This is a genomic window from Streptomyces sp. SirexAA-E, from assembly GCF_000177195.2.
GTDB lineage: Bacteria > Actinomycetota > Actinomycetes > Streptomycetales > Streptomycetaceae > Streptomyces > Streptomyces flavovirens.
Genome location: NC_015953.1, coordinates 720,766 through 745,455, shown reverse-complemented (window position 1 = coordinate 745,455; position 24,690 = coordinate 720,766). Strand labels below are relative to the sequence as shown.

The following is a 24,690-nucleotide window of genomic DNA, read 5'->3' as shown; positions in this document are numbered from 1 at the left end:
GAGACGGCCGATGGTGTGTGCCTTGCCACACCCTGCCCTGCTCCGCGCCCCGCTAGGGTCTGTGAGCTGCCTACAAAAGGGACCCAGCCATGTCCTCCGCCCCGTTCGACTGGATCGACGACGAGGCCCGGCGCCGCGCCGGAGCCGGACTCGTCAGGAACCTGCGCCCCCGGCCCGCCGGGACCGGTCCGCTGGACCTCGCGAGCAACGACTACCTCGGCCTCACCCGCCATCCGCGGGTCACCGAGGCGGCGGCCGAGGCGGCCAGGCGCTGGGGAGCGGGATCGACCGGTTCACGGCTGGTCACCGGGTCCACCGCCCTGCACGCCGAACTGGAGGGCGAGCTGGCGCGTTTCTGCGGCTTCGAGGCCGCGCTGGTGTTCTCCTCCGGCTACGCCGCCAACCTCGCCGCCCTGACCGCCCTCACCGGACCCGGGGCGCTGATCGTCTCCGACGCGGGCAATCACGCCTCCATCGTGGACGGTTGCCGTCTCTCCCGGGCCGGCACCGCCGTCGTGCCGCACGCGGACCCCGACGCCGTACGCAAGGCGCTCGACGGGCACCCCGGACGAGCCCTGGCCGTCACCGACTCCGTGTTCTCGGTGGACGGCGACGCCGCTCCGCTCACCGCGCTCGCCGGCGCCTGCCGGGAGACGGGAGCCGCCCTGCTGGTCGACGACGCGCACGGACTGGGCGTCCTGGGCGAGGGCGGACGGGGAGCGCTCGCCGCCGCCGGACTCGCGGGAGCGGACGACGTCGTCGCCACGGTCACCCTCTCCAAGTCCCTCGGCAGCCAGGGCGGGGCGGTCCTCGGCCCCGCCCGCGTCATCGACCACCTGGTCAACACCGCCCGTACGTTCATCTTCGACACCGGACTCGCCCCCGCCGCCGCAGGCGCCGCCCTCGCCGGCCTGAGGCTGCTGCGCGACGAGCCGCACCGCGCGGACCGGGCCCGCGCGGTCGCCGCCGAGCTGTACGAGCGGCTGACCCGGGCGGGGCTCACCGCCGTACGTCCCGACGCGGCCGTCGTCTCCGTCCGGGCCCCGTCCGCCCACCAGGCGGTCACCTGGGCCGCCGACTGCCGTGCGGCGGGGCTCGCCGTGGGCTGCTTCCGGCCGCCGTCGGTCCCCGACGGCGTCTCCCGGCTGCGGCTGACGGCCCGCGCAGACCTGACGGAGCGGCAGATCACCACCGCGGTGGCCACCGTGGTGGACACCGCACCCCTGGCGGCCGACTGACGCGGCCCGGCGAAGGGGCCCGGGGTGCCGATATCCGGCTTCTCGGGTGCGGTTCACCGTATCGAGCGACAGATATCTGCACATCTTGGCTCATCGTCCTGACCGGGCGCGGGATCGGTGGCAGGCTGGCGCGCAGAACAGGCCAGGCCGGTCGCGCATCGGCCGGGGCGGAAAGGGACGGCTCGCCATGGCAGACCAGCAGGAATCCACCGTCACCCTGCCGAGCGATCCGGCCTCGGTCTCCCGGGCCCGCAGACACGTGGCCCGTGTCCTGGCCGAATGGGGCCTGCCCGAGGCCACCGACGCCGCCGACGCCCTCCGGCTGATCGTCTCCGAGCTCACCACCAACGCCGTCCAGCACACCTTCGGCCAGTCGCCCACCTTCACCGTGGACCTGCGCCTGGACCGGGACGCCGTGCTGCACCTCGGGGTGACGGACAGTCACCCGCGGCGGCCCCAGCGGCTGCCCGCGGCGGTCCGGCAGGACAACGGACGGGGCCTGGTCATCGTCCGGGCACTCGCCAAGGAGTGCGGCGGCCGGCTCGCCGTCCGTCCGACCCGGGACGGCGGCAAGACCGTGGCGGTCACCGTGCCCTGGCCCGCTCCCACCCTCGCCTGACCCTCACGGCGCGGCGGACCGCCCGAAACCGCCACGCAGCAGCGCCCTCAGTGTCGTGGCCGCGGAGGTGTCACGCTCACCCCGGTGCACCACCGAGATCGTGCGCCGGAAGGAAGCAGGCTCGAGACGGCGTACGGCGACGGGCGCGGGTGACATCGCGGCGACCATCTCCGGTACCACCGCCACCCCCAGGGCGGCGCTCACGAGCGCGCACACCAGGGCGTACCCGGGGGACTCGCAGACCACCGCGGGCGTCGCCCCGGCCTCGGCCAGCGCGCGTTCCACACCGCGCCGCGGCGGATGCCCGGGAGCGCTGCTGATCAGGGGGCGGCCCGCCAGTTCGGTCACGGGCAGCGGACCGGTGCCCTCGGACAGCATGTGCCCGACCGCCGAGATCAATACCAGCTCCTCGACGAGCAGCGGTTCGACCGACACCCCCGCGGGCATCGGATCGGGCGCCGCGGGTTCGTAGGCATGGGTCAGCGCCAGATCCACCTCACCCGACGCCACGGCCGCGACCCCGCTCGGCGGTTCGTAGTCCCTCACGCTCAGCTCCACATCCGGATGGGCACGCCGGAAGGCGCTGAGCACCGGGGGCAGCAGATGGATCCCGGCCGTGGTGAACGTACCGACGCGCAGCCGGCCGCCCGACAGGCCCGCCAGCCGGGCCAGCTCGTGCCGGGCCTGGTCCATCTCGTCCAGCACCCGCCGGGCGCGTCCGGCCAGCAGCTCACCGGCCGCCGTCAGGCGTGCCCCGCGGTGGTGACGGACCAGGAGTGCGGCACCGGCCTCCCGCTCCAGCTTGGCCAGCTGCTGCGAGAGCGCGGGCGCGGTGTAGCCCAGCCGAGCGGCCGCCCGGGTGATCGAACCGGCCTCGGCCACCGCCACGAGCGCGGCGAGCCGCGTCGGGTCGTACATGAAGCGTTCCTTTAGGCAGACCCAGAAGATTGCAAGTACACGCTAAAGGGTCTGCCGGGCCAGGGTGGACCCATGGACGCACAACTGCTCGCCTTCGTCGCCGTCGCCGCCGGGATGGTCGCCCTGCCCGGCGCGGACTTCACCGTGGTCGTACGCAACGCCCTCGTCTCACGCCGCGCCGGGCTCGCCACGGCTGTCGGGGTCGCCGGGGGCCTGCTGGTGCACACCGCCCTGGCCGTGGCAGGGCTCGCCGCGGTGCTGGTGGCGGTGCCCGCCCTGTTCCGCACGGTGCAGCTGCTCGGCGGCGCGTACGTCCTCCACCTCGGGCTCCGCGCGCTGTACGCGTCGTGGCGGCGGCGCGGTACCGGGGCCGACGAGGGCGGGCCGGAGGACCGGACGCGGACCGGACACCGCCGGGCACTGCGCCAGGGGTTCCTCACCAACGCCCTGAACCCCAAGGCACCCGTGCTCTTCCTCAGCCTGCTGCCGCAGTTCGTCCCGCAGGGGCAGCCGCCCCTGCCCAGGACGCTGCTGCTCGCCGCCGTGGTCGTGCTGCTGGCGCTGATCTGGTTCCCGGCCGTCGCTCTGCTGGTGGACCGTCTCGGCCGGTGGCTGCGCCGGCCGCGTACAGCCCGGGCGATCGAGGGCGGCAGCGGGGTGGCGCTCACCGCGCTGGGGCTGGCCCTGGTGGCCGGCCCCCAACTGCACTGAGGCGCTCCGCTCCGCCGGACACCCCCGTACGAGGTGTCCGGCGGGTCTTCCTACCGGACTCTTCCGTACCAGACGTTGTTCGCCCAGATCTTCTCCAGGCGGACCACGGCCCCAGTCTTCGGCGAGTGCCAGATCTTGCCCCCGCCCGCATAGATCCCCACGTGGTAGACGTTGCTACCGGAATGAAAAAAGACCAGGTCACCGCGTTGCCGCTGTGACCTGGTCAGGTGCCGTGTCGAGTTGTACTGCTGCTGGGCGGTGCGGGGAAGTTTTTTCCCCGCCTTCTTGAACGAATAGAGCGTCAGGCCGGAGCAGTCGAACCGGTGGGGGCCCGCGGCGCCCCATCTGTAGGGCGCGCCTTTCTTCGAGGCGGCGATCCTGAGCGCTTTCGCGGAGTGGGTCGCGGCCTCGGCGTCGTTCACCATGCCGGGCGCCAGCATCGTGGTGCCGACGGCGATGGTGAGGACCGAGGCGGTGCCGACCCGGGCGAACAGAGACGGGACATGAACCTGCGCAGTCATGCGCAACCCTTCGTCAGCCGCCTGTGAAGGATGACCTGTCGGGTTCGGGCTGGCGAAGTTGCCCGGCCGCACACGGCGGCTTCACCCCAAGGGCTGACCGGAAGTCCGGTCGGCCCGATGTGCTCGGGTCCTCCACTCCTGCCGATCCACTTGTGTCGACCAGTCATCCGGGCGGCGGCAGGACTCGGCGTCCGCCCGGACCGCCCCGCCGCGGTGGCGGGGGCTTGTCGTCCCAGGGATCTTTACGCACGGACCGCCGGATTTCCGAGCTGAAAAGGCGTGATGTGAGAGTGGTCACGACTGATCCGTTCAGGTGGCCGGAGCGGGCGCGGCGCCCTCGTGGCGGGCGCCGACCAGCCCTCAACCAGCGACGGAACAACAGATTCCGCTCAGTGTCCGCCCCCGTTGCGCAAGTTGACCTGTCGCTCGCACGGGGGGCGGCCTACGCCGAACGAGCGAGGAAAACCGATCCCGCCGTTGGGCGTGTCGTGAAACCGGGTCGAAACACCGGCGCGGTGGGGGAGTCGGGCGGGGATGCCGGTCAACTCCCGGACGCCGGGGGAAGGGCGCTCCGGCCGGCCCGTCGTTCCCCGTCCAGCAGCCGCAGCGTGCGGGTCAGCGTGCCCGCGTGGAGCCGGCTCTCGCCCCGGTCGTGCATCAGCGCAAGAGCGTCGCGCAGCGCGGTGGCCCGGGAGGCAAGTGCCTGGGCGGCGCGCAGGGCGCCGTAGGTGTCACCGCCGTGGGCCGGGTTGATCCGGCCCACCTGGTCGAGGACTTCCAGATAGCAGTCGATGAACTCGGCCTCGGCGCGGGTCAGTGCGGGAAGTGGCGGGAGCTGGGGGGAGAGCATCGGCGATTCACCTCGCGGGGTGCGGCGTGCGGTTCTCGATGACGTGGTCGATCAGCCCGTACGCCTGCGCGGCTTGGGCGTCGAGGACGGTGTCCCGTTCGAGGTCGGCGTCGACATCCTGCGCCGGACGTCCCGTGTGCCTGGCCGGCATCGCGGTGAACGTCTCGCGCATGTGCGTCAACTCGCGTGCCCGGGTCTCGAGATCGGAAGTCTTTCCTCGCACCGGCTCGTCCAGTGAGGGCTGCTGGATGACTACCCGGGCGCCGGGCAGGGCATGTCGCCGCCGCGGCGCGCCGGCCGCGAGCGGACGGCGGCGCCGGAGCCCGCCTGGCCGAGGCGGAAGGTCTCCAGGTCGCAGCTGAGGAAGCGCACGGTGTCGTAGACCGCCGTCATCGCGTCGAACGAGCCGCCGGGGGAGTTGATGTACAGGGAGACGGGCCGGCCTCCGGCTCGGCGTGCTCCAGGTAGATGAACGGGGCGATCAGGTCGCTCGCCGAACTGATCAACCGTGTCGTCTACGCCGGTGAACGCGTCGTCGTGACCCGTCACGGAAAGCCCCTGGTGGCTCTGATCTCCGCCGCTGACCTGGGAAGGCTGGAAGCCGCGGAGGAAGAGGCGGCGCAGGAGCAGGTGATCGGCCCGGTCTCCTCGCTGGGTCGTGTGGCGTCCGCTCCGGGCGTACGGCTGCGCTTCGGGACCTCGGCCGGGCACCGGGGCGGGCGCGACCGAGAGGGCTGACCCCCCGCTGACGTCTCCGGCCGTCGTGCGGCGGTCGGGCGGCGGTGGGGCGGGCGGCGCCACGGCGGAAGCCGTGCGGTCCGGCCCGTGAGGGCGGAAAGCACGGCTTCCAGGGGTGTGCCGACGGGGGCTGCTCAGCCCACGCGCGCGGCCTCGGGCTCGCGGACGGGGGAGTCGGCGGTCTCCGGGTCGGTGGCGGTCGTGTCGGGCCGCTTCCGGCCGCCACCGAGCACCACCGCGGTCAGCCCCAGCAGCGCCCAGAGGGCCAGGGTCAGCACGGAGCCTCCCGCCGCGTTCCCTTCGAAGAAGGCGACCGACCGGAGGAGCGAACCGCCCGCCCCCGGCGGCAGCCACTGGCCGATCGCGCCCACCGGTTCGGGCAGCAGTTCGGGCGCGCTGGTGACGCCGGAGAACGAATTGCCCAGCAGCACGATGAGCACGGCGCCCAGTCCGATGCCCCGCGTCCCCAGCAGGGCCGCGAGACCGGCGACGGCCGCGCCGATCGCCAGCACCGTGAGCCCGACGGCGCCCGCCTCGGTCCACCAGTCGCCCGCGAGGACGCCCAGCCAGCTGTGGGCGATCGCCGCGGCGACGACCCCCACCAGTACCGAGGCGCCGGTCAGAGTCAGGGCCGCCCGGACGCCACGCAGTCCCAGGAGGGTGACGATCGCCCCCGCGGCGACACCCGCGAGGGCCAGCGGCAGGATGCTCGCCCCGAGCGCGCTGCCGCGCGGGTCCGCGTCCGGTGCCGCGACGACGTCCGTGACCGGCACCTGGGTGCCGGGCGGGGCCGCCTCGGCCGCCGCCGCGGTCAGCAGCTGGGACACGACCGGGCTCGCCGCGGACGCGGTGAGCAGTTCCGGTCCCTTCGGTGTGACCACCAGGGCGCCGTATACGGCCCGGTCCCGGATCGCGGCGCGCGCGGCGGCCGCGTCCTCGTAGCGGTGGACCTCGAAGGCGCCGTCGCGCTCCTCGAACCGCTTCTGGAGCTGGTCCGCCGCCGGGGCGGAGCCGGCGACGCCCACCGGGAGATCGCGGGGCGCGATCCTGGCAGCCGGCCACGCGAAGGCCCAGAGCGAGAGGGTGACCAGCAGGGGGACGAGCAGGACGACCGCCACCGCACGGCGGTTGGGTGCAGCAGGCATGACGGATGCCTCGATTCAAGGAGAGGTTCAAGAAGAGGTGCAAAGAGAAGGATCGTTCGTTTTACCTCGCTCACTGTCGGCCGTCGGGGCTCCGGTTGTCAAGAAGGAATGTTCGTTTTACGATTCTCGTATGGCACGCGTATCCCAGGAGCACCTCGACGCCCGCCGCCGGCAGATCCTCACGGGTGCCGCGCGATGCTTCGCCCGCAACGGCTTCCACGGCACCTCGATGCAGGACGTGCTGAAGGAGGTCGGACTGTCGGCGGGGGCCGTCTACCGCTACTTCGCCGGCAAGGACGACCTGATCGCGGCCATCGCCGACGAGGCCTTCCAGTACATCCGGCACGCCTTCTCCGAGGCGGCGGAGATCAGCCCCCCGCCCACCCCCGACGTGCTGCTCGGCCGGGTGGTGCGCGGGGTGTTCACCGGTCAGGTGTACGGACTGGAGCGGCGCACCTGCGCCGCGCTGATCGTCCAGGTGTGGGCCGAGTCGATGCGCAACGAGCGTCTGGCGAAGACGCTCGGCGAGGGGTACGGGGGCATGCGGGCCGGTTGGGCGCAGCTGGTGGAGGCCTACCGGACGGCGGGGCTCCTGCGCGCCGACGTCCCCGCCGACGACGTGGCCCGGACGATGATCGCCACCGCGCAGGGATTCATCGCCCAGGAGGCGCTGTTCGGCGGGGTCGAGCCTGAGGCGCTGGAGAACGGGCTGCGGGGCCTGATGTCCATCGATCCGCAAAGGATCAGTTAACGCGCCGGAAAAACTTCCGCCCTAACGTGCAATACCTGGCCGCGGGGCCCCTCTTCGCTGTTCAACAAGGTGTTGAAGGCGGATAAGGTCCCGCTGCGCCCGGGGCCGGTACCGGGCGGAAGACGAAGAGGGTGGAAGCGTGCAACTGACCCCGCACGAACAGGAACGCCTGCTCATCCACGTGGCGGCCGACGTCGCCGAGAAGCGCAAGGCGCGCGGACTGCGCCTCAACCACCCCGAGGCGATCGCGCTGATCACCTCCCATCTGCTCGAAGGCGCCCGGGACGGCCGGACCGTCGCCGAACTGATGGCCTCCGGCAGGAAGGTGCTCGCCCGTGAGGACGTCATGGACGGCATCGCGGAGATGATCCACGACGTCCAGGTCGAGGCCACCTTCCCGGACGGCACCAAGCTCGTCACCGTCCACGACCCGATCGTCTGACGGGGGAGCGAGCGATGACCCCCGGAGAGATCCTGTACGCCGACACCCCGGTGCCGCTCAACGAAGGACGCCCCGTCACCCGGCTCACCGTCCTCAACGCCGCCGACCGGCCCGTGCAGGTCGGCTCGCACTACCACTTCGCCGAGGCCAACCCCGGCCTGGACTTCGACCGCCGTGCCGCCCACGGGCTGCGGCTGCACATCGCGGCGGGAACCGCCGTCCGCTTCGAGCCCGGCATCCCGGTCGACGTCGAGCTCGTCCCGCTCGCGGGTCTGCGCCACGTCCCCGGACTGCGCGGCGAAACCGGAGGACCCCTCGATGCCTGAACTCAGCCGCCCCGTCTACGCCGACCTGTTCGGGCCGACCACGGGGGACCGCATACGCCTCGCCGACACCGACCTGGTCGTCGAGATCGAGGAGGACCGCTCGGGCGGACCCGGCCGGGCCGGTGACGAAGCCGTGTTCGGCGGCGGCAAGGTGATCCGCGAATCCATGGGCCAGGCGCGGACCACCCGTGCGGAAGGCGCGCCCGACACCGTGATCACCGGTGCCGTCGTCCTCGACCACTGGGGCGTCGTCAAGGCGGACATCGGGATACGCGACGGCCGGATCACCGGCATCGGCAAGGCGGGCAACCCGGACACGATGGACGGGGTCCACCCCGACCTGGTCATCGGCCCGGAGACCGAGATCATCGCGGGCAACGGCAAGTTCGTCACCGCCGGCGCCATCGACGCCCACGTCCACTTCATCTCGCCGACCCTGGTCGACCAGGCCCTCTCCTCGGGCATCACCACCCTCGTCGGCGGCGGCACCGGACCTTCCGAAGGGACCAAGGCCACCACCATCACCCCAGGCCCCTGGCATCTCGCCCGGATGTTCCGTGCGCTGGAGAACAGCCCGGTCAACATCGGGCTGCTGGGCAAGGGCAACACGACGTCCCGCGAGGCCATGCACTCCCAACTACGGGCCGGCGCGCTGGGATTCAAGATCCACGAGGACTGGGGCGCCACCCCGGCCGTGATCGACGCGTGCCTGGGCGTCTGCGAGGAGACCGGCGCCCAGCTCGCCATCCACACCGACACGCTCAACGAGGCCGGATTCGTCGCCGACACACTGGCCGCGATCGCCGGCCGCTCCATCCACGCGTACCACACCGAGGGTGCCGGCGGAGGGCACGCCCCCGACATCATCAGCGTCGTCTCGGAGCCCAACGTCCTGCCCAGCTCCACCAACCCGACCCGGCCGCACACCGTCAACACCATCGAGGAACACCTCGACATGCTGATGGTCTGCCACCACCTCAACCCCGCCGTCCCGGAGGACCTCGCGTTCGCCGAGTCGCGGATCAGGCCCTCGACCATCGCGGCCGAGGACATCCTCCACGACCTCGGCGCCATCTCGATCATCTCCTCCGACTCCCAGGCGATGGGACGCGTCGGCGAGGTGATCCTGCGCACCTGGCAGACCGCCCACGTCATGAAGCGGCGCCGGGGGGCCCTGCCGGGCGACGGCCGCGCCGACAACCACCGGGCACGTCGCTATATCGCCAAATACACCATCAACCCCGCGGTCGCCCAAGGGCTGGACCGCGAGATCGGCTCGGTCGAGACGGGCAAGCTCGCCGACCTGGTGCTGTGGGAACCCGCCTTCTTCGGCGTCAAACCGCAGACGGTGATCAAGGGCGGCCAGATCGCCTACGCGCAGATGGGGGACGCCAACGCCTCGATCCCCACCCCGCAGCCCGTCATGCCACGCCCCATGTTCGGCGCGATGGGCCGGGCCCCCGCCGCCAACTCCGTCACCTTCGTCTCGGCCGCGGCCGTCGAGGACGGGCTGGCCGAGCGCCTCGGGCTGGAGAAGGAGTTCGTGCCGATCACCAGCACCCGGGGCGTCACCAAGGCGGACATGCGGGAGAACGACGCCCTGCCCAGGGTCGAGGTCGACCCCGACAGCTTCGCGGTCACCATCGACGGAGAGCCGGTCGAGCCCGCGCCCGCCGCCGAACTCCCCATGGCCCAGCGCTATTTCCTCTTCTGAGGGCCGTCAGCTCCCATGACGACACGAGCCGCACTCCTCGTCCTCGCCGACGGCCGGTTCCCCGCCGGTGGCCACGCCCACTCCGGCGGGGCCGAACCCGCCGTCGCGGCGGGACGCATCCGCGACGCCCAGGACCTGGCCGACTACTGCCTCGGGCGCCTCCACACCACCGGACTCACCTCGGCCGCACTCGCCGCGGCCGCCGCCCACGGCCTCGACCCGCTCGCCCTCGACGAGGCGGCCGACGCCCGGACCCCCTCACCGGCACTCAGGGCCGTCGCCCGCAAGCTGGGCCGCCAGCTGATGCGGGCCGCCCGGGCCACCTGGCCCAGCGCCGAACTGGCCGCCCTCGCCGCGGCCAGGCCACGCGGAGCCCACCAGCCGGTGGTCCTCGGCCTCACCGCCCGTGCGGCCGGCCTCGGACCCGAGGACGCCGCCCACTGCGTCGCGTACGAGACGGTCAGCGGGCCGGCCACCGCGGTCGTCCGGCTGCTCTCCCTGGACCCCTTCGAGGCCACCGCCGTCCTCGCCCGACTGACACCCGCGCTCGACCGGGTCGCCGCACAGGCCGCCGCTGCCGCCCGTGAGGGCATCGGCGCGCTGCCCGCCGCCTCCGCACCGCTGCTCGACATCACCGCCGAGGCCCACGCCGCCTGGCCGGTACGCCTGTTCGCGTCCTGACCCCCTTCGACCACCCTGGAGCCGTACCCATGCACCTGGACCACACCCACCAAGGCCCCGCGGCCGTCGGCGCGGACGCCGCGCGGCCCGACGGCACCCGGCGTGCCCTGCGGATCGGCCTCGGCGGGCCCGTCGGTTCGGGCAAGACCGCCACCGTCGCCGCCCTGTGCCGCGCCCTGCGCGACCGGCTGTCCATCGCCGTCGTCACCAACGACATCTACACCCGCGAGGACGCCGCCTTCCTGCTCCGCAACGCCGTCCTGCCGCCGGAGCGCATCCAGGCCGTCGAGACCGGAGCCTGCCCGCACACCGCGATCCGCGACGACATCTCCGCCAACCTCGAAGCCGTCGAGGACCTGGAGGACGCGGTGGGCCCGCTCGACCTGATCCTGGTCGAGTCCGGCGGAGACAACCTCACCGCGACCTTCTCCAAAGGGCTCGTCGACGCCCAGGTCTTCGTCATCGACGTGGCCGGCGGTGACGACATCCCGCGCAAGGGCGGCCCCGGGGTCACCACAGCGGACCTCCTCGTCGTCAACAAGACCGACCTCGCCCCCTACGTCGGCTCCGACCTGGACCGGATGGCCCGGGACGCGGCCGCCCAGCGCGGTGAACTCCCCGTCGTGTTCACCTCCCTGACCTCCGCCGAGGGCGTCGCACCGGTCGCCGACTGGGTGCGCGCGCAACTCGCCGCCTGGACCGCATGAGCGTCCAGGCCACCGCCCGGATCACCGCAGCCCCAGACGGGTGCGGCTCCACCGCGCTCCCCGTCCTGGAGAGCGACGGCCCGCTCGCCCTGCGCCGCACCCGGTCGGCCGCGGCGGGACGGGCCAGGGTCACCGTGGTCGGCGCGATGAGCGCGCCGCTCGGCGGCGACCGGCTGGCCGTAGAGGTGCGCGCCGAGGCGGGGGCGCGGCTGACGGTGGACTCCGCGGCGGCCACCGTCGCCCTGCCCGGCGCCGCGCAGGACGCGGGCCCCGCCTCGTACGACATCCGCATCGAGGCGGGCCCGGGGGCGGAGGTCCGCTGGCTCCCGGAACAGCTCGTCTGCGCCCACCGGAGCGCACTCACCATGACCACACGGGCCGAACTGGCTCCCACGGCCCGCCTGGTCCTGCGCGAGGAACAGGTCCTCGGCCGGCACGGCGAGCCCACCGGAACCCTCACCACCCGGCTGACCGTCCACCGGGCCGGACGGCCGCTGCTGGACCAGCAGCTGGCCTACGGACCCGGCGCATCCGGCGGCTGGGACGGCCCGGCCGTCCTCGGCGGCCACCGGGCCGTCGGCCAGTTGCTGGTCGTCGACCCCGCGTACGAGGAGGAACCGGTCCCGCCGACGTCGCTCGGTCCCACCGCCGTACTCACCCCGCTGACCGGGCCCGGAGTCCTGGTGACCGCGCTCGCGCCCGACGCACGGCTGCTGCGGGGGCTGCTGGACGAGGCGCTGGAACGGCTGTCGCCCAGGTGACCGCACGTGTGCGGGGCGGGAGTTCGCTCAGCGGGACCGGATGCACCGGTTATTGGTTCGGTAAAGAAACACACGTACGCCCTGTTCTCAGGAACCCCACAGACGAAAGGATCCGCTGACGCACGAACAACGGCGCCGCCACGAGCGGCACCTCACACAGGGGGAGGTTTCATCTTGCGACGCACAGCAGTGCTCGGCTCCGCCGGCACCCTGATCGCGGGCACGCTCATAGCGGGGGCGATAGCCGCACCCGCCGCCAGCGCCCACGACCGCCACCACGGCGACCGGGAGGCGCGCGGAGTCCAGATCGCCGCGGCCAGAGCCGCCAAGGCCGGAATCGACTGGGCCGACTGCCCGGCCGACTGGGCCATCGCCGCACCCGTCCAGTGCGGCTGGGTGACCGTACCGCTCGACTACGCGGAGCCCGACGGCAAGAAGATCAAGCTCGCCGTCGACCGGCACGTCAGCACCGGCACCAAGAAGGAGCGCCAGGGGGCGCTCGTCTACAACCCCGGCGGCCCCGGCGGTTCGGGCATGGCGTTCCCCAAGCGCGTCGCCACCAAGAACCCGCTCTGGACGAAGACGGCGAAGGCGTACGACTTCGTCGGCTTCGACCCGCGTGGAGTCGGGCACTCGGCCCCGATCTCCTGCGTGGACCCGCAGGAGTTCGTGAAGGCCCCCAAGGCCGACCCGGTCCCCGACAGCGAGGCCGACAAGCGCGCCCAGCGCAAGCTCGCCGCCGAGTACGCGGCGGGCTGCGCCGAACGCAGCGGCGACATGCTGCCGCACATGACGACGCCGAACACCGCACGCGACCTCGACGTCATCCGTGCCGCACTGGGGGAGAAGAAGCTCAACTTCCTCGGCGTCTCCTACGGCACCTACCTCGGCGCGGTCTACGGCACGCTCTTCCCGTCCCACGTGCGCCGCATGGTCGTCGACAGCGTCGTCAACCCGGCGAAGGACAACATCTGGTACCAGGCGAACCTCAACCAGGACGTCGCCTTCCAGACGCGCTGGGAGGACTGGAAGGCCTGGGTCGCGAAGAACGACGCGACCTACCACATCGGTGACACGCCCGCGAAGGTCGAGAAGGCGTGGCTGACCCTGCGCGCGGCGGCCAAGAAGAACCCGATCGGTGGCGTCGTCGGCCCCGCCGAACTCATCGGCTTCTTCCAGAGCGCGCCCTACTACGACTCCATGTGGGCTCCCATCGCCCGGACCTGGAGCGACTACCGGGGCGGCGACACCCAGGCGCTGATCGACGCCGCGGCCCCCGACCTGTCGGACACCGCGGGCAACGCCTCCTCGGAGAACGGCAACGCGGTCTACACGGCCGTCGAGTGCGCGGACGCCAAGTGGCCCACCAGCTGGCAGAGGTGGGACCGCGACAACACCCGGCTGCACCGGGACCACCCGTTCATGACGTGGGCCAACGCCTGGATGAACCTGCCCTGCGCGACCTGGCCGGCCAAGCAGCGGACCCCGCTGGACGTCCGTACCGGAAAGGGCCTGCCCCCGGTGCTCATCGTGCAGTCCACACGTGACGCCGCCACGCCCTACGAGGGCGCCGTCGAGCTGCACAAGCGGTTCAAGGGCTCCCGCCTCGTCACCGAGAAGAACGCCGGGTCGCACGGGGTGACCGGCCTGGTCAACCCCTGCGTCAACGAGCGGGTGGACACCTACCTGCTCACCGGCCGGACCGACCGGCGCGATGTGACGTGTGCCCCGCACGCCACGCCGACGCCGTGAGCACCGTCTGATCCGCGGGAGCGGGCGTTCACGGCCCCCCAGCCGGCCGCCCGCTCCCGCCCGGTGTGCCGCTGACCCGGCACCGCCGGTCGTACCGCTCCAGCCAGGCGTCCTCCGCCGCGTAGTCGAAGAGGGTCTCCCCGTAGCTCCGCCGCATCGCGGGGAATGCCTGCGACCATGTGCTCCCCCGGAGCTCGGAGGCTATCCACTCGACCGTCCCCGGCAGCGACGCGGTGTACCCCGTCACCGGCCGGTAGCCCAACTCCCTCTCGGCGGCCGCCATGTCGTAGACGATCGGATGCGGGGCGCTCCACGGGGTCAGGCCGACACCGTCCTCGGGCGGCCCGTCCACCGTCACCGTCTCGGTCTCCACGCCCAGCACCGCGTCGACGGCGGCGCCCATCTCGGCAACCGTCGGGGCCTCCGGATCCCCGGCGTTGAGCACCCGTGAGCCCGGCCGCAGCGCGGCGAGCCGGATCAGCTCGGCGAGGTTGGACACATGGACCGGATGGAACCGGGACGTCCCGCCGTGGGCGAGCACCCGCCGACGGCGCCCGTCGAGCGCGCGCTTGACGAAGTACAGCTCGCGCGGGCCCCTGCAGTACGGGCCGTGCACCGCCCCCGCCCGCAGCAGCGTCACCGGCAGGGATGCGCCGGCCGCGAGCAGCCCCCGCTCCAGCTGGATCTTCCGCGTCGCGTACGTGGCGTCGCCGGGCGCGACGGTGGGCTGGGTCTCCGGGATCGGCACCGGATAGCGCGCGGCACCGTCCGGCTCGTCCTGGGTGTCGAAACCGCGCCCGCCGTCGTCCACGTACACCGCGCCGCTGGATATGACGACCGCCGAACCGATCCGGCCGGACAGGCCGGCCAGCTGAGCGGCGTGCCCGCCGCCGTACGCGACCATGTCGACCAGCACGTCGCACCCGTCGCCGAGCGCGGCCGCCAACGCCCCCTCCGCGTCACGGTCCAGCGCCACGGAGCGGGTGTCCGCGTCCCACGAGGCGTCGCGGCCGCCCCCGCGCGATGCGGCCGTCACCTCCCAGCCGTCCTCGGCCAGGGCCCGTACCGCCGCCCGCCCGATCTGCCCGGTGGCGCCCAGCACACATGCTCGTCCTCTGCTCATGAGGACGACGCTAGGGGCGGTGCCCGTCCGGTGAACAGAGCGGTCTGCCGTCAGCAGATTCCCCGCTCGGCGTCACGGCCGTGGGAACTTCTTGTCCTGCTGCCCGGCCGCGGCCGCCTTCACGTCCGCCGCGTACGCGTCGACGTACTCCTGACCGGACAGGCCGAGGACGGCGTACATGATCTCGTCCGTCACCGCGCGGACGGCGGCCTTCTGGTCCTCCATGCCCGCGTAACGCGAGAAGTCCAGGGGCTTCCCGAAGCGGATCGTGACCCGCCTGATCCGGGGGACGACCTTGCCGGGCGGCTGGATCTCGAAGGTGCCGACCATCGCGCACGGGACCACCGGCACGCCCGCCTTGATCGCCATGACCGCGACCCCGACCTTGCCCTTGTACAGGCGGCCGTCGTGCGAGCGGGTGCCCTCGGGGTAGATCCCGAGCAGCTCGCCCTTCTCCAGTACTCCCAGCCCCTCGCGGATCGCCGCCTGGCCGGCGTTCCTGCCGGACCGGTCGACCGGGATCTGCCCGATGCTGTGGAAGAAGGCGGCCGTCAGCTTCCCCTTGATGCCGGGGCCGGTGAAGTACTCGGCCTTCGCGAGGAAGGTGATGCGGCGCCTGAGGATCGCCGGCATCAGGAAATGGTCGGAGAACGACAGATGGTTCCCCGCGACGATGGCCGCACCGTCGTCCGGAACATGCTCCAGACCCTCGATACGGGGCCGGAACGCCAACCGGAGCAGGGGCCCCAGCACCACGTACTTCAGGACGTAATAGAACACGATCGTCTACCCACTCTGCTGGACCGGGCCGGTGGCCGGGACGCCGGCCGGGGCCGGCGTCCTTGTCGAGCGACCGATCGTAGCCCGGTCCCGGGCGCCTTCGCCCGGTCGTGCGCGGCACGCCGCGCACGACCGACGGCGGGCGGGCCCGCACGTGACGGGGCCGTCCGGTCCGGCCGACCGGCCCCGCGTGCGATCCGGTGGGTCAGGGGCGGCCGGTCAGATAGCCGCCCATGGAGGTGAAGTACTCCGTCGCCGGTATCTCGCGGCCGTCCTCGGTGCGTACGCGCCGGATGGCCAGACCGTGGTTGCGGCCCGTGCGCGCGTCGGCCCCCGCGACGATCACCACGCCGTCGCCCTCGCGGTAGAAGATGCGGCCCGGCGTACCCCCGTAGCGGTTCTCGGACACCGCCGCGGCGAGCACCTCCAGCCGCTTGCCCTTGTGGTAGGTGAAGGCGCTCGGGTAGGGCTCGGACTGTGCGCGGACCAGGCGTTCGAGGTCCTCGGCGGGCCAGTTCCAGTCGATGCGGATGTCCTCTGCGGACCGCTTGTGGAAGAAGGTCGCCTGGGAGCGGTCCTGCTCGGTGAAGTCGGTCCGCCCGGAGGCGATGAGGTCGAGTGCGCCGATGGTGACGGGGGCGATCAGCTCGACGGTCTTGTGGAAGAGGTCGGTGGTGGTGTCCGTCGGTCCGACCTGGACGGCCTCCTGCCGGACGACGGCACCGGCGTCGAGCTCGTCGTTCATCATGTGCGCCGTGACGCCCACTTCGGACTCGCCGTTGATCAGGGCCCAGATCAGCGGGGAGAACCCGGCGTACTTCGGCAGCAGCGAGTCGTGGACGTTCAGCGTGCCGTGGCGCGGGAGGCGGAAGATGCGCGGAGGGATCCAGGTCCGCCAGTTGTTGGCGACGATGATGTCCGGGGCGGCCTCCTCGAGGCGTCGGAACAGCTCGTCGTCGTCCGGGCGGTTGCGGATCAGGACCGGGACGCCGTGGTCCTCGGCGAGGTCGGCGACGGAGTCGCTCCAGATCTTCTCGTACGCGTGCTCGCTCTTGGGGTGCGTCACCACCAGGACCACGTCGTGTTCGGAGTCCAGGAGGGCTTGAAGGGTGCGGTGCCCCCAGGTCTGGTATCCGAACATGACGACCCGCATGGGGTTCCTCCTCAGAGCAGGGACTGATGGAGGCCCAGTAAAGCAAGGCTTACCTTAGCTCGCAACACGCGCATAGCGGATCGTAGTTGACGCTCGCCGTCGGTGAGGGGTGACCTCCGTGCGGTATCGACAGCTCCACAGGATTAGCTTAGGCTCACCTAAGTTCCATGTGGGTCGCTCTGTCGGTGTGCCCGCATTCCGCTCTTTTTCCCCCACGCTTCACAGCGGCTTCCCCGCACGATGGGAGTGACATGTCACAGGTTCGTCCTGGCGACGTACCAACGGTCCACGACCTCATTGGCATCGGTTTCGGACCGTCCAATGTGGCCATGGCGATCGCCCTCGCCGAGCACAACGCCCGCGCCGGCACCCAGGAGGCGGTCACCGCTCACTTCTTCGAGCAGCAGCCGCGCTTCGGCTGGCACCGCGGCATGCTGATAGACGACGCGACGATGCAGGTGTCCTTCCTCAAGGACCTGGTGACGCTGCGGAACCCGAGCAGCGAGTTCAGCTTCCTGTGCTACCTGCAGAGCCAGGGCCGGCTGGTCGACTTCATCAACCACAAGAACCTGTTCCCGCTCCGCGTGGAGTTCCACGACTACTTCGAGTGGGCCGCGGCCAAGGTCGACGACATGGTCTCCTACGGCCACGAGGTCGTCGGCGTCACGCCGGTCGTCCGCGACGGCGCCGTGGAGTACCTCGACGTGACGGTCCGCTCGCCGGAGGGCCTCGCGCTCCACCGGGCCCGCAACCTCGTCATCGGCACCGGGCTGCGCCCCCTCATGCCGGAAGGCGTGGAACGCGGCGACCGTGTCTGGCACAACTCCGACCTGCTGGCCAAGGTCGACGGGCTGAACGGCACCTCGCCCTCCCGGTTCGTCGTCGTCGGCGCCGGCCAGAGCGCCGCGGAGAACGTCGCCTACCTGCACCGCCGCTTCCCCGAGGCCGAGGTCTGCGCGGTCTTCTCCCGCTACGGCTACAGCCCCGCCGACGACAGCAGCTTCGCCAACCGGATCTTCGACCCCGGCGCGGTCGACGAGTACTTCGCCGCCCCCGAGGAGATCAAGCGCCGGCTGATGGGCTACCACGGCAACACCAACTACTCCGTCGTGGACATCGACCTGATCGACGACCTGTACCGGCAGAGCTACCGGGAGAAGGTCCTCGGCACCGAGCGGCTGCGCTTCCTCAACGTCTCCCGGCTCGTCGGCGTCGAGGAGGCACCGGACAAGGTCAGCGCCACGGTGAAGTCCCTCGTCACGGGGGAGGAGACACTCCTGGACGCCGATGTCGTGGTCTTCGCCACCGGTTACAGCCCCGTCGACCCCGTCGGCCTCCTCGGCGAGGTCGCCGACCACTGCCTCCGCGACGACGAGGGCCGCGTCCGCGTCGAGCGCGACTACCGCATCGCGACCGACCCCGGCCTGCACTGCGGCATCTACCTGCAAGGCGGTACGGAGCACACGCACGGCATCACGTCGGCCCTGCTGTCCAACACCGCGATCCGGGTCGGGGAGATCCTCGACTCGCTGGTCGGCCAAGGCGTCAAGGCCGCTTCCGACGAGGCCCGGCCGGTCGTCGACGGGACCGGCACCGCCGCACGCTGAGGGCTGTCCCGTACCCTCCCCCCCGACAAAGGCCGGGACAACAGGCGGCGGCGCCGGCCCGCCCCCTGTGAGAGGGCCAACTGCCGTGTCCGGCCGGTGGATCCAAGGGATAACGTACGTCGACATGAGCACGACTGCAGTGGAGCGTCCCGCGCTCAGGGGGACGATGGACATCCGTCGAAGACGGGTGCTGGGGGTGGGCGTCCTGGTGGTGATCCTCGTGGTCGCCGGGGCGTTGTCGTTGGCCGTCGGTGCGCGCGCGTTGAGTCCCGCCGAGGTGTGGCACGGCCTGTTCGCCGCCCCCGATTCCGACCGGCGGCTCACCGAGATCAGGCTCATCGTGCAGACCGTGCGGGTGCCCCGCACGGTGCTCGCGGTCGTGGCGGGCGTCGCGCTCGGGGTCGGCGGTGCGCTGATCCAGGGGTACACGCGCAACCCGATCGCGGACACGGGGCTGCTCGGGGTCAACAGCGGCGCCTCCTTCGCCGTGGTGTCGGCGATCGCGCTGTTCGGCTTCACCGACCCGTTCCAGTACGTCTGGTTCGCCTTCCTGGGAGCGGCCGTCGCCGGGGTGGTCGTGTTCGGACTGGCGAGCATCGGCCGGGGAGCGGGCAATCCGCTGACGCTCGCGCTGGCGGGGCAGGGAGTCACCGTCTTCCTCGCCGCCATGACGACGGCGGTCGCGATGTCGGACCTGAAGTCGCTGAACGCGCTGAGGTTCTGGAACGCCGGCTCGGTGGCCGGCGTCGGATTCGACGTCATCTGGCCGGTGACCGGGTTCGTCGCGGCCGGGCTGGTGTCGGCCCTGTCCACGCTGCCCTCCCTCAACCTCCTCAACCTGGGCGTCGACGTGGCGCGCGGGCTGGGGGTGAACGTCGCGCTGAGCCGGACCGTGGGCATCGTCTCGATCACCCTGCTGGCGGGAGCGGCGACGGCGGCCTGCGGCCCCGTCGCGTTCCTCGGCCTGATGGTGGCCCATGTCGCCCGTTACCTCACCGGTCCGGACTACCGCTGGCTGGTGCCGTACGCGGGTCTGCTCGGGGCCGTCGTCCTGCTCGTCTGTGACATCGTGGGCCGACTGGTCGTACGCCCGGGCGAGTTGGACGCGGGAGTCGTCGTCGCCCTCCTCGGCGCCCCGTTCTTCGCGGCCCTGGTGTGGCGAGGAAAGTTCAAGAACGCATGAAGGTCCAGGAGCCTGTGAACGGGACAGCGGTGAAGCCTTCGGTGGCGCCGGGAGTACGCCTCGGCCTTGTGTCGTTCGTCTGGCGGCCCTGGCTCGTCCTGGTCACGCTGCTGCTGACGGCGGCGACCTTCCTGGTGTTCTGCCTGTCCATCAGCATCGGTGACTTCCCCGTCGACCTGTCCCGGGTGATCGCCACACTCCTCGGCGGGGGCGAGCCGGTCGACGAGTTCGTGATCATGGATCTGCGGATGCCGCGCGCTCTGGCCGGACTCGTCGTGGGCATCGCCCTGGGGGTGTCCGGGGCGATCACGCAGTCCGTCGCGCGCAATCCGCTGGCCAGCCCCGACATCCTGGGGATCACCGGGGGCGCCGGCGCGGTCGCGGTGTTCCTGGTCACCGTGTCCGGCGGGGCGAGCGCGGCCGTCATCAGCTCGGTGGGCCTCTCCGCGGCGGCGCTCGCGGGCGGTCTCGGTACCGGTCTGCTGGTGTACTTCCTGGCCTGGCGGCGCGGTATCGACGGATTCCGGCTCATCCTCATCGGGATCTCGGTGAGCGCCGTCATGGAGGCGATCACGACCTGGCTCCTGGTCGGCGCCGACATCCGGGACGTGGCCCGCGCGCAGGCATGGCTGGTCGGTTCGCTGGAGAACCGGTCGTGGGACGAGGTGGGGGTGGCCCTGTGGTGCACGCTCGCCCTCCTGGCCGTCGTGGCGTGCGTCGCGTTCCAGTTCAAGCCGATGCACCTGGGCGACGAGGTCGCGGCCGGCCTCGGCGTCCGGTTCTCCCGGGTACGCGCGGTCCTGCTGCTGTGCGCGGTGCTGCTGGCCGCCGTGGGGGTGAGCGCGGCGGGGCCGGTCCCGTTCGTCGCGCTGGTGGCGCCGCAGGTGGCGATGCGCCTGGCCAGGTTCCCCACGCCGCCGATGGTGGCCTCGGGCCTGGTGGGGGCGCTGCTGCTGATCGGTTCGGACCTGGTCGCGCGCACGGCGTTGCCGATGACCCTGCCCGTCGGCGTGGTCACCGCCGCGATCGGCGGTCCCTTCCTCGTCCACCTGCTGGTGCGGGCGAACCTCAGACAGAGCACGTGAAGGTCATCACCTAGACAGAGGGGGGCCTGTGGCCACTCAGCACATCATCGGGAGCGGGTCGGGGGCCGGCGGCGAGCCGCGACTGGCGGCCGAGGGCGTCACCGTCGGATACGGCACCCGGACCGTCATCGACGCCCTCGACGTGACGATCCCCTCAGGGGTGGTCACCACCATCATCGGCCCCAACGGCTGCGGGAAGTCGACGCTGTTGCGCACCCTGACACGGCTGCTCAAGCCGGCGAAGGGGGCGGTCGTGCTGGACGGCGAGGACATCGGCACGCTCAGGACCAGGGACGTGGCGAAGAAGCTCGGGCTGCTGCCCCAGGCCCCGGTCGCGCCGGAGGGGCTGACGGTGGCCGACCTGGTCGCCAGGGGGCGCCATCCGCACCAGAGCTGGCTGCGGCAGTGGTCGTCGGACGACGCCGCCGTGGTGGAACGCGCGCTCGCCATGACAGGGGTGTCCGACCTGGCCGACCGCCCGGTCGACTCTCTCTCCGGGGGACAGCGGCAGCGCGTCTGGATATCCATGACGCTGGCTCAGGGAACCGACCTGCTGCTGCTGGACGAGCCGACCACCTACCTGGACCTGGCGCACGCCATCGACGTACTCGACCTGGTGGACGACCTCCACGAGTCGGGGTGCACCGTCGTCATGGTGCTGCACGACCTCAATCTGGCCACGCGCTACAGCGACAACCTCGTCGTCATGCGGGCTGGAGCGATCCTGGCGCAGGGCCACCCCCGTGACGTGATCACGGCCGAGCTGCTCCACGAGGCGTTCGGGCTCAGCGCCCAGGTGATCGACGACCCGGTGGGGGACCGGCCGCTCATCGTGCCGATCGGCCGTACGCATGTCCGTCCCTCGCTCAACTGGTCGACGAATTAACGTCGATGGGAAGGTAAGGCTAGGCTAACCTCACCACGTCGGGTTAAGGTTTGGCTGCCCTGGAACAGGGGTGCAGCGGACGGCGCTAAAGCAAGGGATTCGGAATGCTCATCCACAGAACGACGGTCACGAAGCCACGGCGCAGGCTGGCGGTGATGCTGTCCGCCGCGACCCTCGGCATCGGCCTTCTCTCGGGATGCGGTTCCGACTCGGCGAAGACGCCGGGCGACGACGCCCCGGCCGCCGCCACCGGTGCGTTCCCGGTCACCGTGGAGCACGCGTTCGGGTCCACGGAGATCACCAAGGCCCCCCAGCGCGTCGTCTCCGTCGGCTACACGGACGACCAGGCCGTCCTGGCGTTCGGGATCAAGCCGGTCGGCATGGTCGACCAGTACCCGAACCCGGATGGCCGGTCCCCCGACATCAACACCCAGTGGCCCTGGGTGAAGGACAAGTGGGGCGACACCGAGCCCGAAGTCATCATGAGCAACGGTGACTCGGGCCCCAACTACGAGAAGATCGCCTCCCTGCGGCCGGACCTGATCGTCGCGGTCTACTCCGAGATCGACCAGGCCGCCTACGAGAAGCTCTCCAAGATCGCCCCCACGGTCGGCCGCACCAAGGGCGAGAAGGAGCCCTTCAGTGCCCCGTGGCAGGACAACGCGGTGCACATCGCCAAGGCGCTCGGCAAGGAGGACGAGGGCAAGGCGCTGGTGAAGGGCATCCAGGACAAGATGGCCGCGGCGGCCGCGGCCCACCCCGAGTTCGCCGACCAGACCGCCGTCGCGCTGTCCTGGTACAAGGACTCGCTCGCGCCGTTCACCACCACCGACGTACGCGGACGCCTCATCACGGGCATCGGCTACAAGGGCGCCACGAAGATCGACGAGATCGCCGAGGGCAACTTCTTCACCGTGCTCTCCCCGGAGCGCGTCGACCTGGTCGACGTCGACCGCATCTTCGTCATCAACGACAAGGCGGACACGGACGCGCTGAAGAAGTTCGAGCTGTTCACCAACCTCTCCGCGGTCAAGAACGACAAGGTGTCCTACCTGCTCGACAGCGAGGGCCCCGCGGTCGGTGCGGCCATGTCCCAGGGAACGCTGCTCTCCCTGCCGTACGCCATCGACGAGCTCGTCAAGTCGGTCGACCGGTGACACCGTTCCACCCGTCCCGCCACCATGCCCCGGTGTCCGGGTGAGCGGCACCGGCACGCGCGTCGCCCCGGCGGCCCTGCGCACGGCGACCGGACGTGAGGCCACCCGGTGGGTCTTCGCGCACTGTCGCGCGGTGCCCTGGCTGACGGCCGCCACCGTGCTCAGCACGGTGGCCGGGGCGATGCTCCAGGTGCTTCCGGTGCTGCTGCTCGGCCGGGTGGTCGACGGGGTGGTGGACGGTGCCTCGGGTTCGGTCCTGGTCACGGTCGGGGTCCTGATGGGGGCGGCCGCGCTGCTCGGCGCGGCCGCCACCGCCCTGTCGACGTATCTGATCGGGCGGCTGGGCGCGGACCTGCTCGCACGGCTGCGGGAGAACGCCGTCCGGGCGGTCCTGGGCATGCCGAGCGCGCGGATCGAACAGGTCGGCCGGGGGGATGTGCTCTCCCGGGTCGGTGACGACGTGGCCGTGCTGTCCAGGGGAATCCGGGCGGCCATCCCCACGGTGTTCACGGCGGGGGTGCTCGTCGCCATCGCCACCGTCGGGATGTTCGGACTGGACTGGAGGCTCGGACTGGCGGGCGCCGGGGCACTGCCCGCGTACGCGCTGGCGCTGCGCTGGTACCTCCCCCGGTCGGCCCCGCTCTACCGGCAGCAGCGGGCGGCCCAGGCCGACCGTGCGCAGGCCTTGATCAGCGGTCTGAACGGGATCGACACGGTCCGGGCCTACCGCCTGGAGGGCGCCGTCCGCGAGAAGGTCACCAGCGAGTCGTGGCGGGTGCGCGATCTCGGCATCGACGTGTTCCGCTTCTTCGGCCGGTTCGTCGGCCGGGAGAACCGCGCCGAGTTCATCGGCCTCGTCCTGATCCTCCTGGTGGGGTACGCACTGCTGGAGGCCGGCGCAGCCAGCCTCGGCGAGGTGTCGGCGGCCCCGCTCATGTTCCACCGGCTGTTCACCCCGCTGGGCGCCATCATGTTCACCTTCGACGAGGCGCAGAAGTCGGGCGCGAGCCTGACCCGGCTGGTCGGGGTGCTGGGGGAAAAGGCGGAGGACCGGCTGGTGGGTGACGCCTCCGTCGCACCGGCCGAGGACGTGCCGTACCCGGTGAGCGTGGAGGGGCTGACCTTCCGTTACCCCGGCGGCGAGAGTCCCGTCCTCCAGGACGTCAGTCTGACGATCCCGGCCGGCGGTTCGCTCGCCCTGGTGGGGGCGACGGGTGCGGGCAAGTCGACGCTGGCCGCGCTGATCGCGGGCATCGGTGCCCCGGAGGCCGGGTCGGTGCGCGTCGGGCCGACGGATCTCGCCGCTCTGGACGAGGCCGGCGCGCGGGCGCTGGTGAGCATCCTGACGCAGGAGACCCATGTCTTCTCCGGACCGCTCGCCGAGGACCTGCGGCTGTCCGCACCCGGGGCGGACGACGCGGAGCTGATGGACGCCCTCCGCACGGTCGGCGCCGGGGAGTGGGTCGAGGCGCTGCCCGAGGGGCTGCACACCCCGGTCGGTGAGGGCGGCGAGCGCCTGGACGTCACCAAGGTCGCCCAAGTGGCCCTCGCCCGGCTGGTGCTGGGCCGGGCGCCCGTGGTGGTCCTCGACGAGTCGACCGCGGAGGCGGGCAGCGAGGGGGCCGCCGAGCTGGAGCGTGCCGTGCTGGCCGCGTGCGCGGGCCGGACCACGTTGTTCGTGGCCCACCGGCTGACCCAGGCGATGGCGGCGGACCGGATCGCCGTCCTGGACGCGGGACGCGTCGTGGAGCAGGGCACACACGAGGAGTTGGTGGCCATGGGCGGGCGGTACGCACGTCTGTGGCGAGCGTGGCGAGAGGGTAGTTAGGCGACCCTCAGTTA

Annotated in this window: 25 protein-coding genes, 1 pseudogene and 1 riboswitch; of the genes and pseudogenes, 18 read left to right on the top strand and 8 right to left on the bottom strand. The window is 71.9% G+C overall.

All coding sequences use genetic code 11. From position 1 onward, the window contains the following. Window positions 1–89: 89 nt before the first annotated feature. Entirely contained in the window at window positions 90–1,238 is a 1,149-nt protein-coding gene (locus SACTE_RS03180; RefSeq protein ID WP_014044585.1) for an 8-amino-7-oxononanoate synthase, read from the top strand. Window positions 1,239–1,425: 187 nt separating this feature from the next. Next, a complete protein-coding gene (locus SACTE_RS03175) occupies window positions 1,426–1,857 on the top strand; it encodes an ATP-binding protein (RefSeq protein ID WP_014044584.1) in 432 nt (143 codons plus the stop codon). Between the two features lie 3 nt (window positions 1,858–1,860). On the opposite strand, the gene SACTE_RS03170 is transcribed toward SACTE_RS03175, so the two are convergent. After that, a complete protein-coding gene (locus SACTE_RS03170) occupies window positions 1,861–2,775 on the bottom strand; it encodes a LysR family transcriptional regulator (RefSeq protein ID WP_014044583.1) in 915 nt (304 codons plus the stop codon). 72 nt (window positions 2,776–2,847) lie between these two features. On the opposite strand from SACTE_RS03170, the gene SACTE_RS03165 reads away from it, so the two are divergent. Next, on the top strand, window positions 2,848–3,486 hold the full coding sequence (locus tag SACTE_RS03165; protein WP_014044582.1) for a LysE family translocator: 639 nt from the start codon (window positions 2,848–2,850) through the stop codon (window positions 3,484–3,486). A gap of 50 nt (window positions 3,487–3,536) precedes the next feature. Here the strand turns inward: SACTE_RS03165 and SACTE_RS03160 are convergent, their stop codons facing one another. From SACTE_RS03160 to SACTE_RS03150, 3 genes and pseudogenes are all read right to left on the bottom strand, one after another. Then, the gene (locus SACTE_RS03160; RefSeq protein ID WP_014044581.1) at window positions 3,537–4,007 is read right to left on the bottom strand and encodes a C40 family peptidase; all 471 of its coding nucleotides are present in this window, start codon (window positions 4,005–4,007) and stop codon (window positions 3,537–3,539) included. A gap of 2 nt (window positions 4,008–4,009) precedes the next feature. Further along, window positions 4,010–4,178, bottom strand: a riboswitch (cyclic di-AMP (ydaO/yuaA leader). A gap of 370 nt (window positions 4,179–4,548) precedes the next feature. Then, window positions 4,549–4,857: a hypothetical protein gene (locus tag SACTE_RS03155; protein ID WP_014044580.1), complete on the bottom strand. Its 309-nt coding sequence runs from the start codon at window positions 4,855–4,857 to the stop codon at window positions 4,549–4,551. A 7-nt stretch (window positions 4,858–4,864) separates the two neighbouring features. After that, a pseudogene (locus SACTE_RS03150) lies at window positions 4,865–5,354 on the bottom strand (ATP-dependent Clp protease proteolytic subunit); the annotation flags it as partial. Between SACTE_RS03150 and SACTE_RS03145 the strand changes: the two are divergent. After that, the gene (locus SACTE_RS03145) at window positions 5,326–5,595 is read left to right on the top strand and encodes a type II toxin-antitoxin system prevent-host-death family antitoxin (RefSeq protein WP_019992842.1); all 270 of its coding nucleotides are present in this window, start codon (window positions 5,326–5,328) and stop codon (window positions 5,593–5,595) included. The pseudogene SACTE_RS03150 and the gene SACTE_RS03145 overlap by 29 nt on opposite strands. 134 nt (window positions 5,596–5,729) lie before the next feature. On the opposite strand, the gene SACTE_RS03140 is transcribed toward SACTE_RS03145, so the two are convergent. Then, window positions 5,730–6,740, bottom strand: a complete 1,011-nt coding sequence (locus SACTE_RS03140; RefSeq protein WP_014044579.1) for a hypothetical protein — start codon at window positions 6,738–6,740, stop codon at window positions 5,730–5,732. Between the two features lie 130 nt (window positions 6,741–6,870). On the opposite strand from SACTE_RS03140, the gene SACTE_RS03135 reads away from it, so the two are divergent. The 8 genes from SACTE_RS03135 (at window position 6,871) to SACTE_RS03100 (ending at window position 13,874) form a co-directional block, all read left to right on the top strand. Further along, a complete protein-coding gene (locus tag SACTE_RS03135; RefSeq protein ID WP_014044578.1) occupies window positions 6,871–7,491 on the top strand; it encodes a TetR/AcrR family transcriptional regulator in 621 nt (206 codons plus the stop codon). Window positions 7,492–7,630: 139 nt separating this feature from the next. Next, the gene (locus SACTE_RS03130; protein WP_014044577.1) at window positions 7,631–7,933 is read left to right on the top strand and encodes an urease subunit gamma; all 303 of its coding nucleotides are present in this window, start codon (window positions 7,631–7,633) and stop codon (window positions 7,931–7,933) included. 14 nt (window positions 7,934–7,947) lie between these two features. Then, window positions 7,948–8,259: an urease subunit beta gene (locus SACTE_RS03125; protein ID WP_014044576.1), complete on the top strand. Its 312-nt coding sequence runs from the start codon at window positions 7,948–7,950 to the stop codon at window positions 8,257–8,259. Beyond that, complete coding sequence (locus SACTE_RS03120; RefSeq protein ID WP_014044575.1) at window positions 8,252–9,973, top strand: urease subunit alpha; 1,722 nt, start codon at window positions 8,252–8,254, stop codon at window positions 9,971–9,973. Before SACTE_RS03125 ends, SACTE_RS03120 begins: the two co-directional genes overlap by 8 nt. 15 nt (window positions 9,974–9,988) lie before the next feature. Then, a complete protein-coding gene (locus SACTE_RS03115) occupies window positions 9,989–10,654 on the top strand; it encodes an urease accessory UreF family protein (RefSeq protein WP_014044574.1) in 666 nt (221 codons plus the stop codon). Between the two features lie 29 nt (window positions 10,655–10,683). After that, window positions 10,684–11,361, top strand: coding sequence for an urease accessory protein UreG (ureG, locus tag SACTE_RS03110; protein ID WP_014044573.1), 678 nt, complete (start codon window positions 10,684–10,686; stop codon window positions 11,359–11,361). Beyond that, window positions 11,358–12,122, top strand: coding sequence for an urease accessory protein UreD (locus tag SACTE_RS03105; protein ID WP_014044572.1), 765 nt, complete (start codon window positions 11,358–11,360; stop codon window positions 12,120–12,122). The genes ureG and SACTE_RS03105 overlap by 4 nt, the downstream gene beginning before the upstream one ends. A 174-nt stretch (window positions 12,123–12,296) precedes the next feature. After that, on the top strand, window positions 12,297–13,874 hold the full coding sequence (locus SACTE_RS03100) for an alpha/beta hydrolase (protein WP_014044571.1): 1,578 nt from the start codon (window positions 12,297–12,299) through the stop codon (window positions 13,872–13,874). A 28-nt stretch (window positions 13,875–13,902) separates the two neighbouring features. On the opposite strand, the gene SACTE_RS03095 is transcribed toward SACTE_RS03100, so the two are convergent. From SACTE_RS03095 to SACTE_RS03085, 3 genes are all read right to left on the bottom strand, one after another. Continuing rightward, on the bottom strand, window positions 13,903–14,976 hold the full coding sequence (locus SACTE_RS03095; RefSeq protein WP_014044570.1) for an NAD-dependent epimerase/dehydratase family protein: 1,074 nt from the start codon (window positions 14,974–14,976) through the stop codon (window positions 13,903–13,905). Window positions 14,977–15,069: 93 nt separating this feature from the next. Then, on the bottom strand, window positions 15,070–15,777 hold the full coding sequence (locus SACTE_RS03090; protein ID WP_014044569.1) for a lysophospholipid acyltransferase family protein: 708 nt from the start codon (window positions 15,775–15,777) through the stop codon (window positions 15,070–15,072). A 205-nt stretch (window positions 15,778–15,982) separates the two neighbouring features. Further along, window positions 15,983–16,930, bottom strand: coding sequence for a methionyl-tRNA formyltransferase (locus SACTE_RS03085; protein WP_014044568.1), 948 nt, complete (start codon window positions 16,928–16,930; stop codon window positions 15,983–15,985). Between the two features lie 251 nt (window positions 16,931–17,181). Between SACTE_RS03085 and SACTE_RS03080 the strand changes: the two genes are divergently transcribed. The 6 genes from SACTE_RS03080 to SACTE_RS03055 all read left to right on the top strand — a co-directional run bounded on the left by SACTE_RS03080 (window position 17,182) and on the right by SACTE_RS03055 (window position 24,676). Next, complete coding sequence (locus tag SACTE_RS03080; RefSeq protein WP_014044567.1) at window positions 17,182–18,537, top strand: lysine N(6)-hydroxylase/L-ornithine N(5)-oxygenase family protein; 1,356 nt, start codon at window positions 17,182–17,184, stop codon at window positions 18,535–18,537. Between the two features lie 124 nt (window positions 18,538–18,661). Further along, window positions 18,662–19,720: an iron ABC transporter permease gene (locus tag SACTE_RS03075; RefSeq protein ID WP_037758676.1), complete on the top strand. Its 1,059-nt coding sequence runs from the start codon at window positions 18,662–18,664 to the stop codon at window positions 19,718–19,720. Between the two features lie 14 nt (window positions 19,721–19,734). Then, entirely contained in the window at window positions 19,735–20,805 is a 1,071-nt protein-coding gene (locus tag SACTE_RS03070) for an iron ABC transporter permease (RefSeq protein ID WP_026359040.1), read from the top strand. 28 nt (window positions 20,806–20,833) lie between these two features. Next, window positions 20,834–21,691 (top strand): ABC transporter ATP-binding protein, encoded by an 858-nt coding sequence (locus SACTE_RS03065; protein ID WP_014044564.1) that lies wholly within the window; start codon window positions 20,834–20,836, stop codon window positions 21,689–21,691. Between the two features lie 104 nt (window positions 21,692–21,795). Continuing rightward, window positions 21,796–22,848 (top strand): iron-siderophore ABC transporter substrate-binding protein, encoded by a 1,053-nt coding sequence (locus SACTE_RS03060; protein ID WP_014044563.1) that lies wholly within the window; start codon window positions 21,796–21,798, stop codon window positions 22,846–22,848. Between the two features lie 40 nt (window positions 22,849–22,888). Beyond that, a complete protein-coding gene (locus SACTE_RS03055; protein ID WP_014044562.1) occupies window positions 22,889–24,676 on the top strand; it encodes an ABC transporter ATP-binding protein in 1,788 nt (595 codons plus the stop codon). The last annotated feature ends 14 nt before the right edge of the window (window positions 24,677–24,690 follow it).

What these genes read in the sequence shown, in the direction of transcription:
- SACTE_RS03180 (WP_014044585.1), top strand. Translation starts at nt 90, where the DNA reads ATGTCCTCCGCCCCGTTCGACTGGATCGACGACGAGGCCCGGCGCCGC.
- SACTE_RS03175 (WP_014044584.1), top strand. Translation starts at nt 1,426, where the DNA reads ATGGCAGACCAGCAGGAATCCACCGTCACCCTGCCGAGCGATCCGGCC.
- SACTE_RS03170 (WP_014044583.1), bottom strand. Translation starts at nt 2,775, where the DNA reads ATGTACGACCCGACGCGGCTCGCCGCGCTCGTGGCGGTGGCCGAGGCC.
- SACTE_RS03165 (WP_014044582.1), top strand. Translation starts at nt 2,848, where the DNA reads ATGGACGCACAACTGCTCGCCTTCGTCGCCGTCGCCGCCGGGATGGTC.
- SACTE_RS03160 (WP_014044581.1), bottom strand. Translation starts at nt 4,007, where the DNA reads ATGACTGCGCAGGTTCATGTCCCGTCTCTGTTCGCCCGGGTCGGCACC.
- SACTE_RS03155 (WP_014044580.1), bottom strand. Translation starts at nt 4,857, where the DNA reads ATGCTCTCCCCCCAGCTCCCGCCACTTCCCGCACTGACCCGCGCCGAG.
- SACTE_RS03145 (WP_019992842.1), top strand. Translation starts at nt 5,326, where the DNA reads ATGAACGGGGCGATCAGGTCGCTCGCCGAACTGATCAACCGTGTCGTC.
- SACTE_RS03140 (WP_014044579.1), bottom strand. Translation starts at nt 6,740, where the DNA reads ATGCCTGCTGCACCCAACCGCCGTGCGGTGGCGGTCGTCCTGCTCGTC.
- SACTE_RS03135 (WP_014044578.1), top strand. Translation starts at nt 6,871, where the DNA reads ATGGCACGCGTATCCCAGGAGCACCTCGACGCCCGCCGCCGGCAGATC.
- SACTE_RS03125 (WP_014044576.1), top strand. Translation starts at nt 7,948, where the DNA reads ATGACCCCCGGAGAGATCCTGTACGCCGACACCCCGGTGCCGCTCAAC.
- SACTE_RS03120 (WP_014044575.1), top strand. Translation starts at nt 8,252, where the DNA reads ATGCCTGAACTCAGCCGCCCCGTCTACGCCGACCTGTTCGGGCCGACC.
- SACTE_RS03115 (WP_014044574.1), top strand. Translation starts at nt 9,989, where the DNA reads ATGACGACACGAGCCGCACTCCTCGTCCTCGCCGACGGCCGGTTCCCC.
- ureG (WP_014044573.1), top strand. Translation starts at nt 10,684, where the DNA reads ATGCACCTGGACCACACCCACCAAGGCCCCGCGGCCGTCGGCGCGGAC.
- SACTE_RS03105 (WP_014044572.1), top strand. Translation starts at nt 11,358, where the DNA reads ATGAGCGTCCAGGCCACCGCCCGGATCACCGCAGCCCCAGACGGGTGC.
- SACTE_RS03085 (WP_014044568.1), bottom strand. Translation starts at nt 16,930, where the DNA reads ATGCGGGTCGTCATGTTCGGATACCAGACCTGGGGGCACCGCACCCTT.
- SACTE_RS03080 (WP_014044567.1), top strand. Translation starts at nt 17,182, where the DNA reads ATGTCACAGGTTCGTCCTGGCGACGTACCAACGGTCCACGACCTCATT.
- SACTE_RS03075 (WP_037758676.1), top strand. Translation starts at nt 18,662, where the DNA reads ATGAGCACGACTGCAGTGGAGCGTCCCGCGCTCAGGGGGACGATGGAC.
- SACTE_RS03060 (WP_014044563.1), top strand. Translation starts at nt 21,796, where the DNA reads ATGCTCATCCACAGAACGACGGTCACGAAGCCACGGCGCAGGCTGGCG.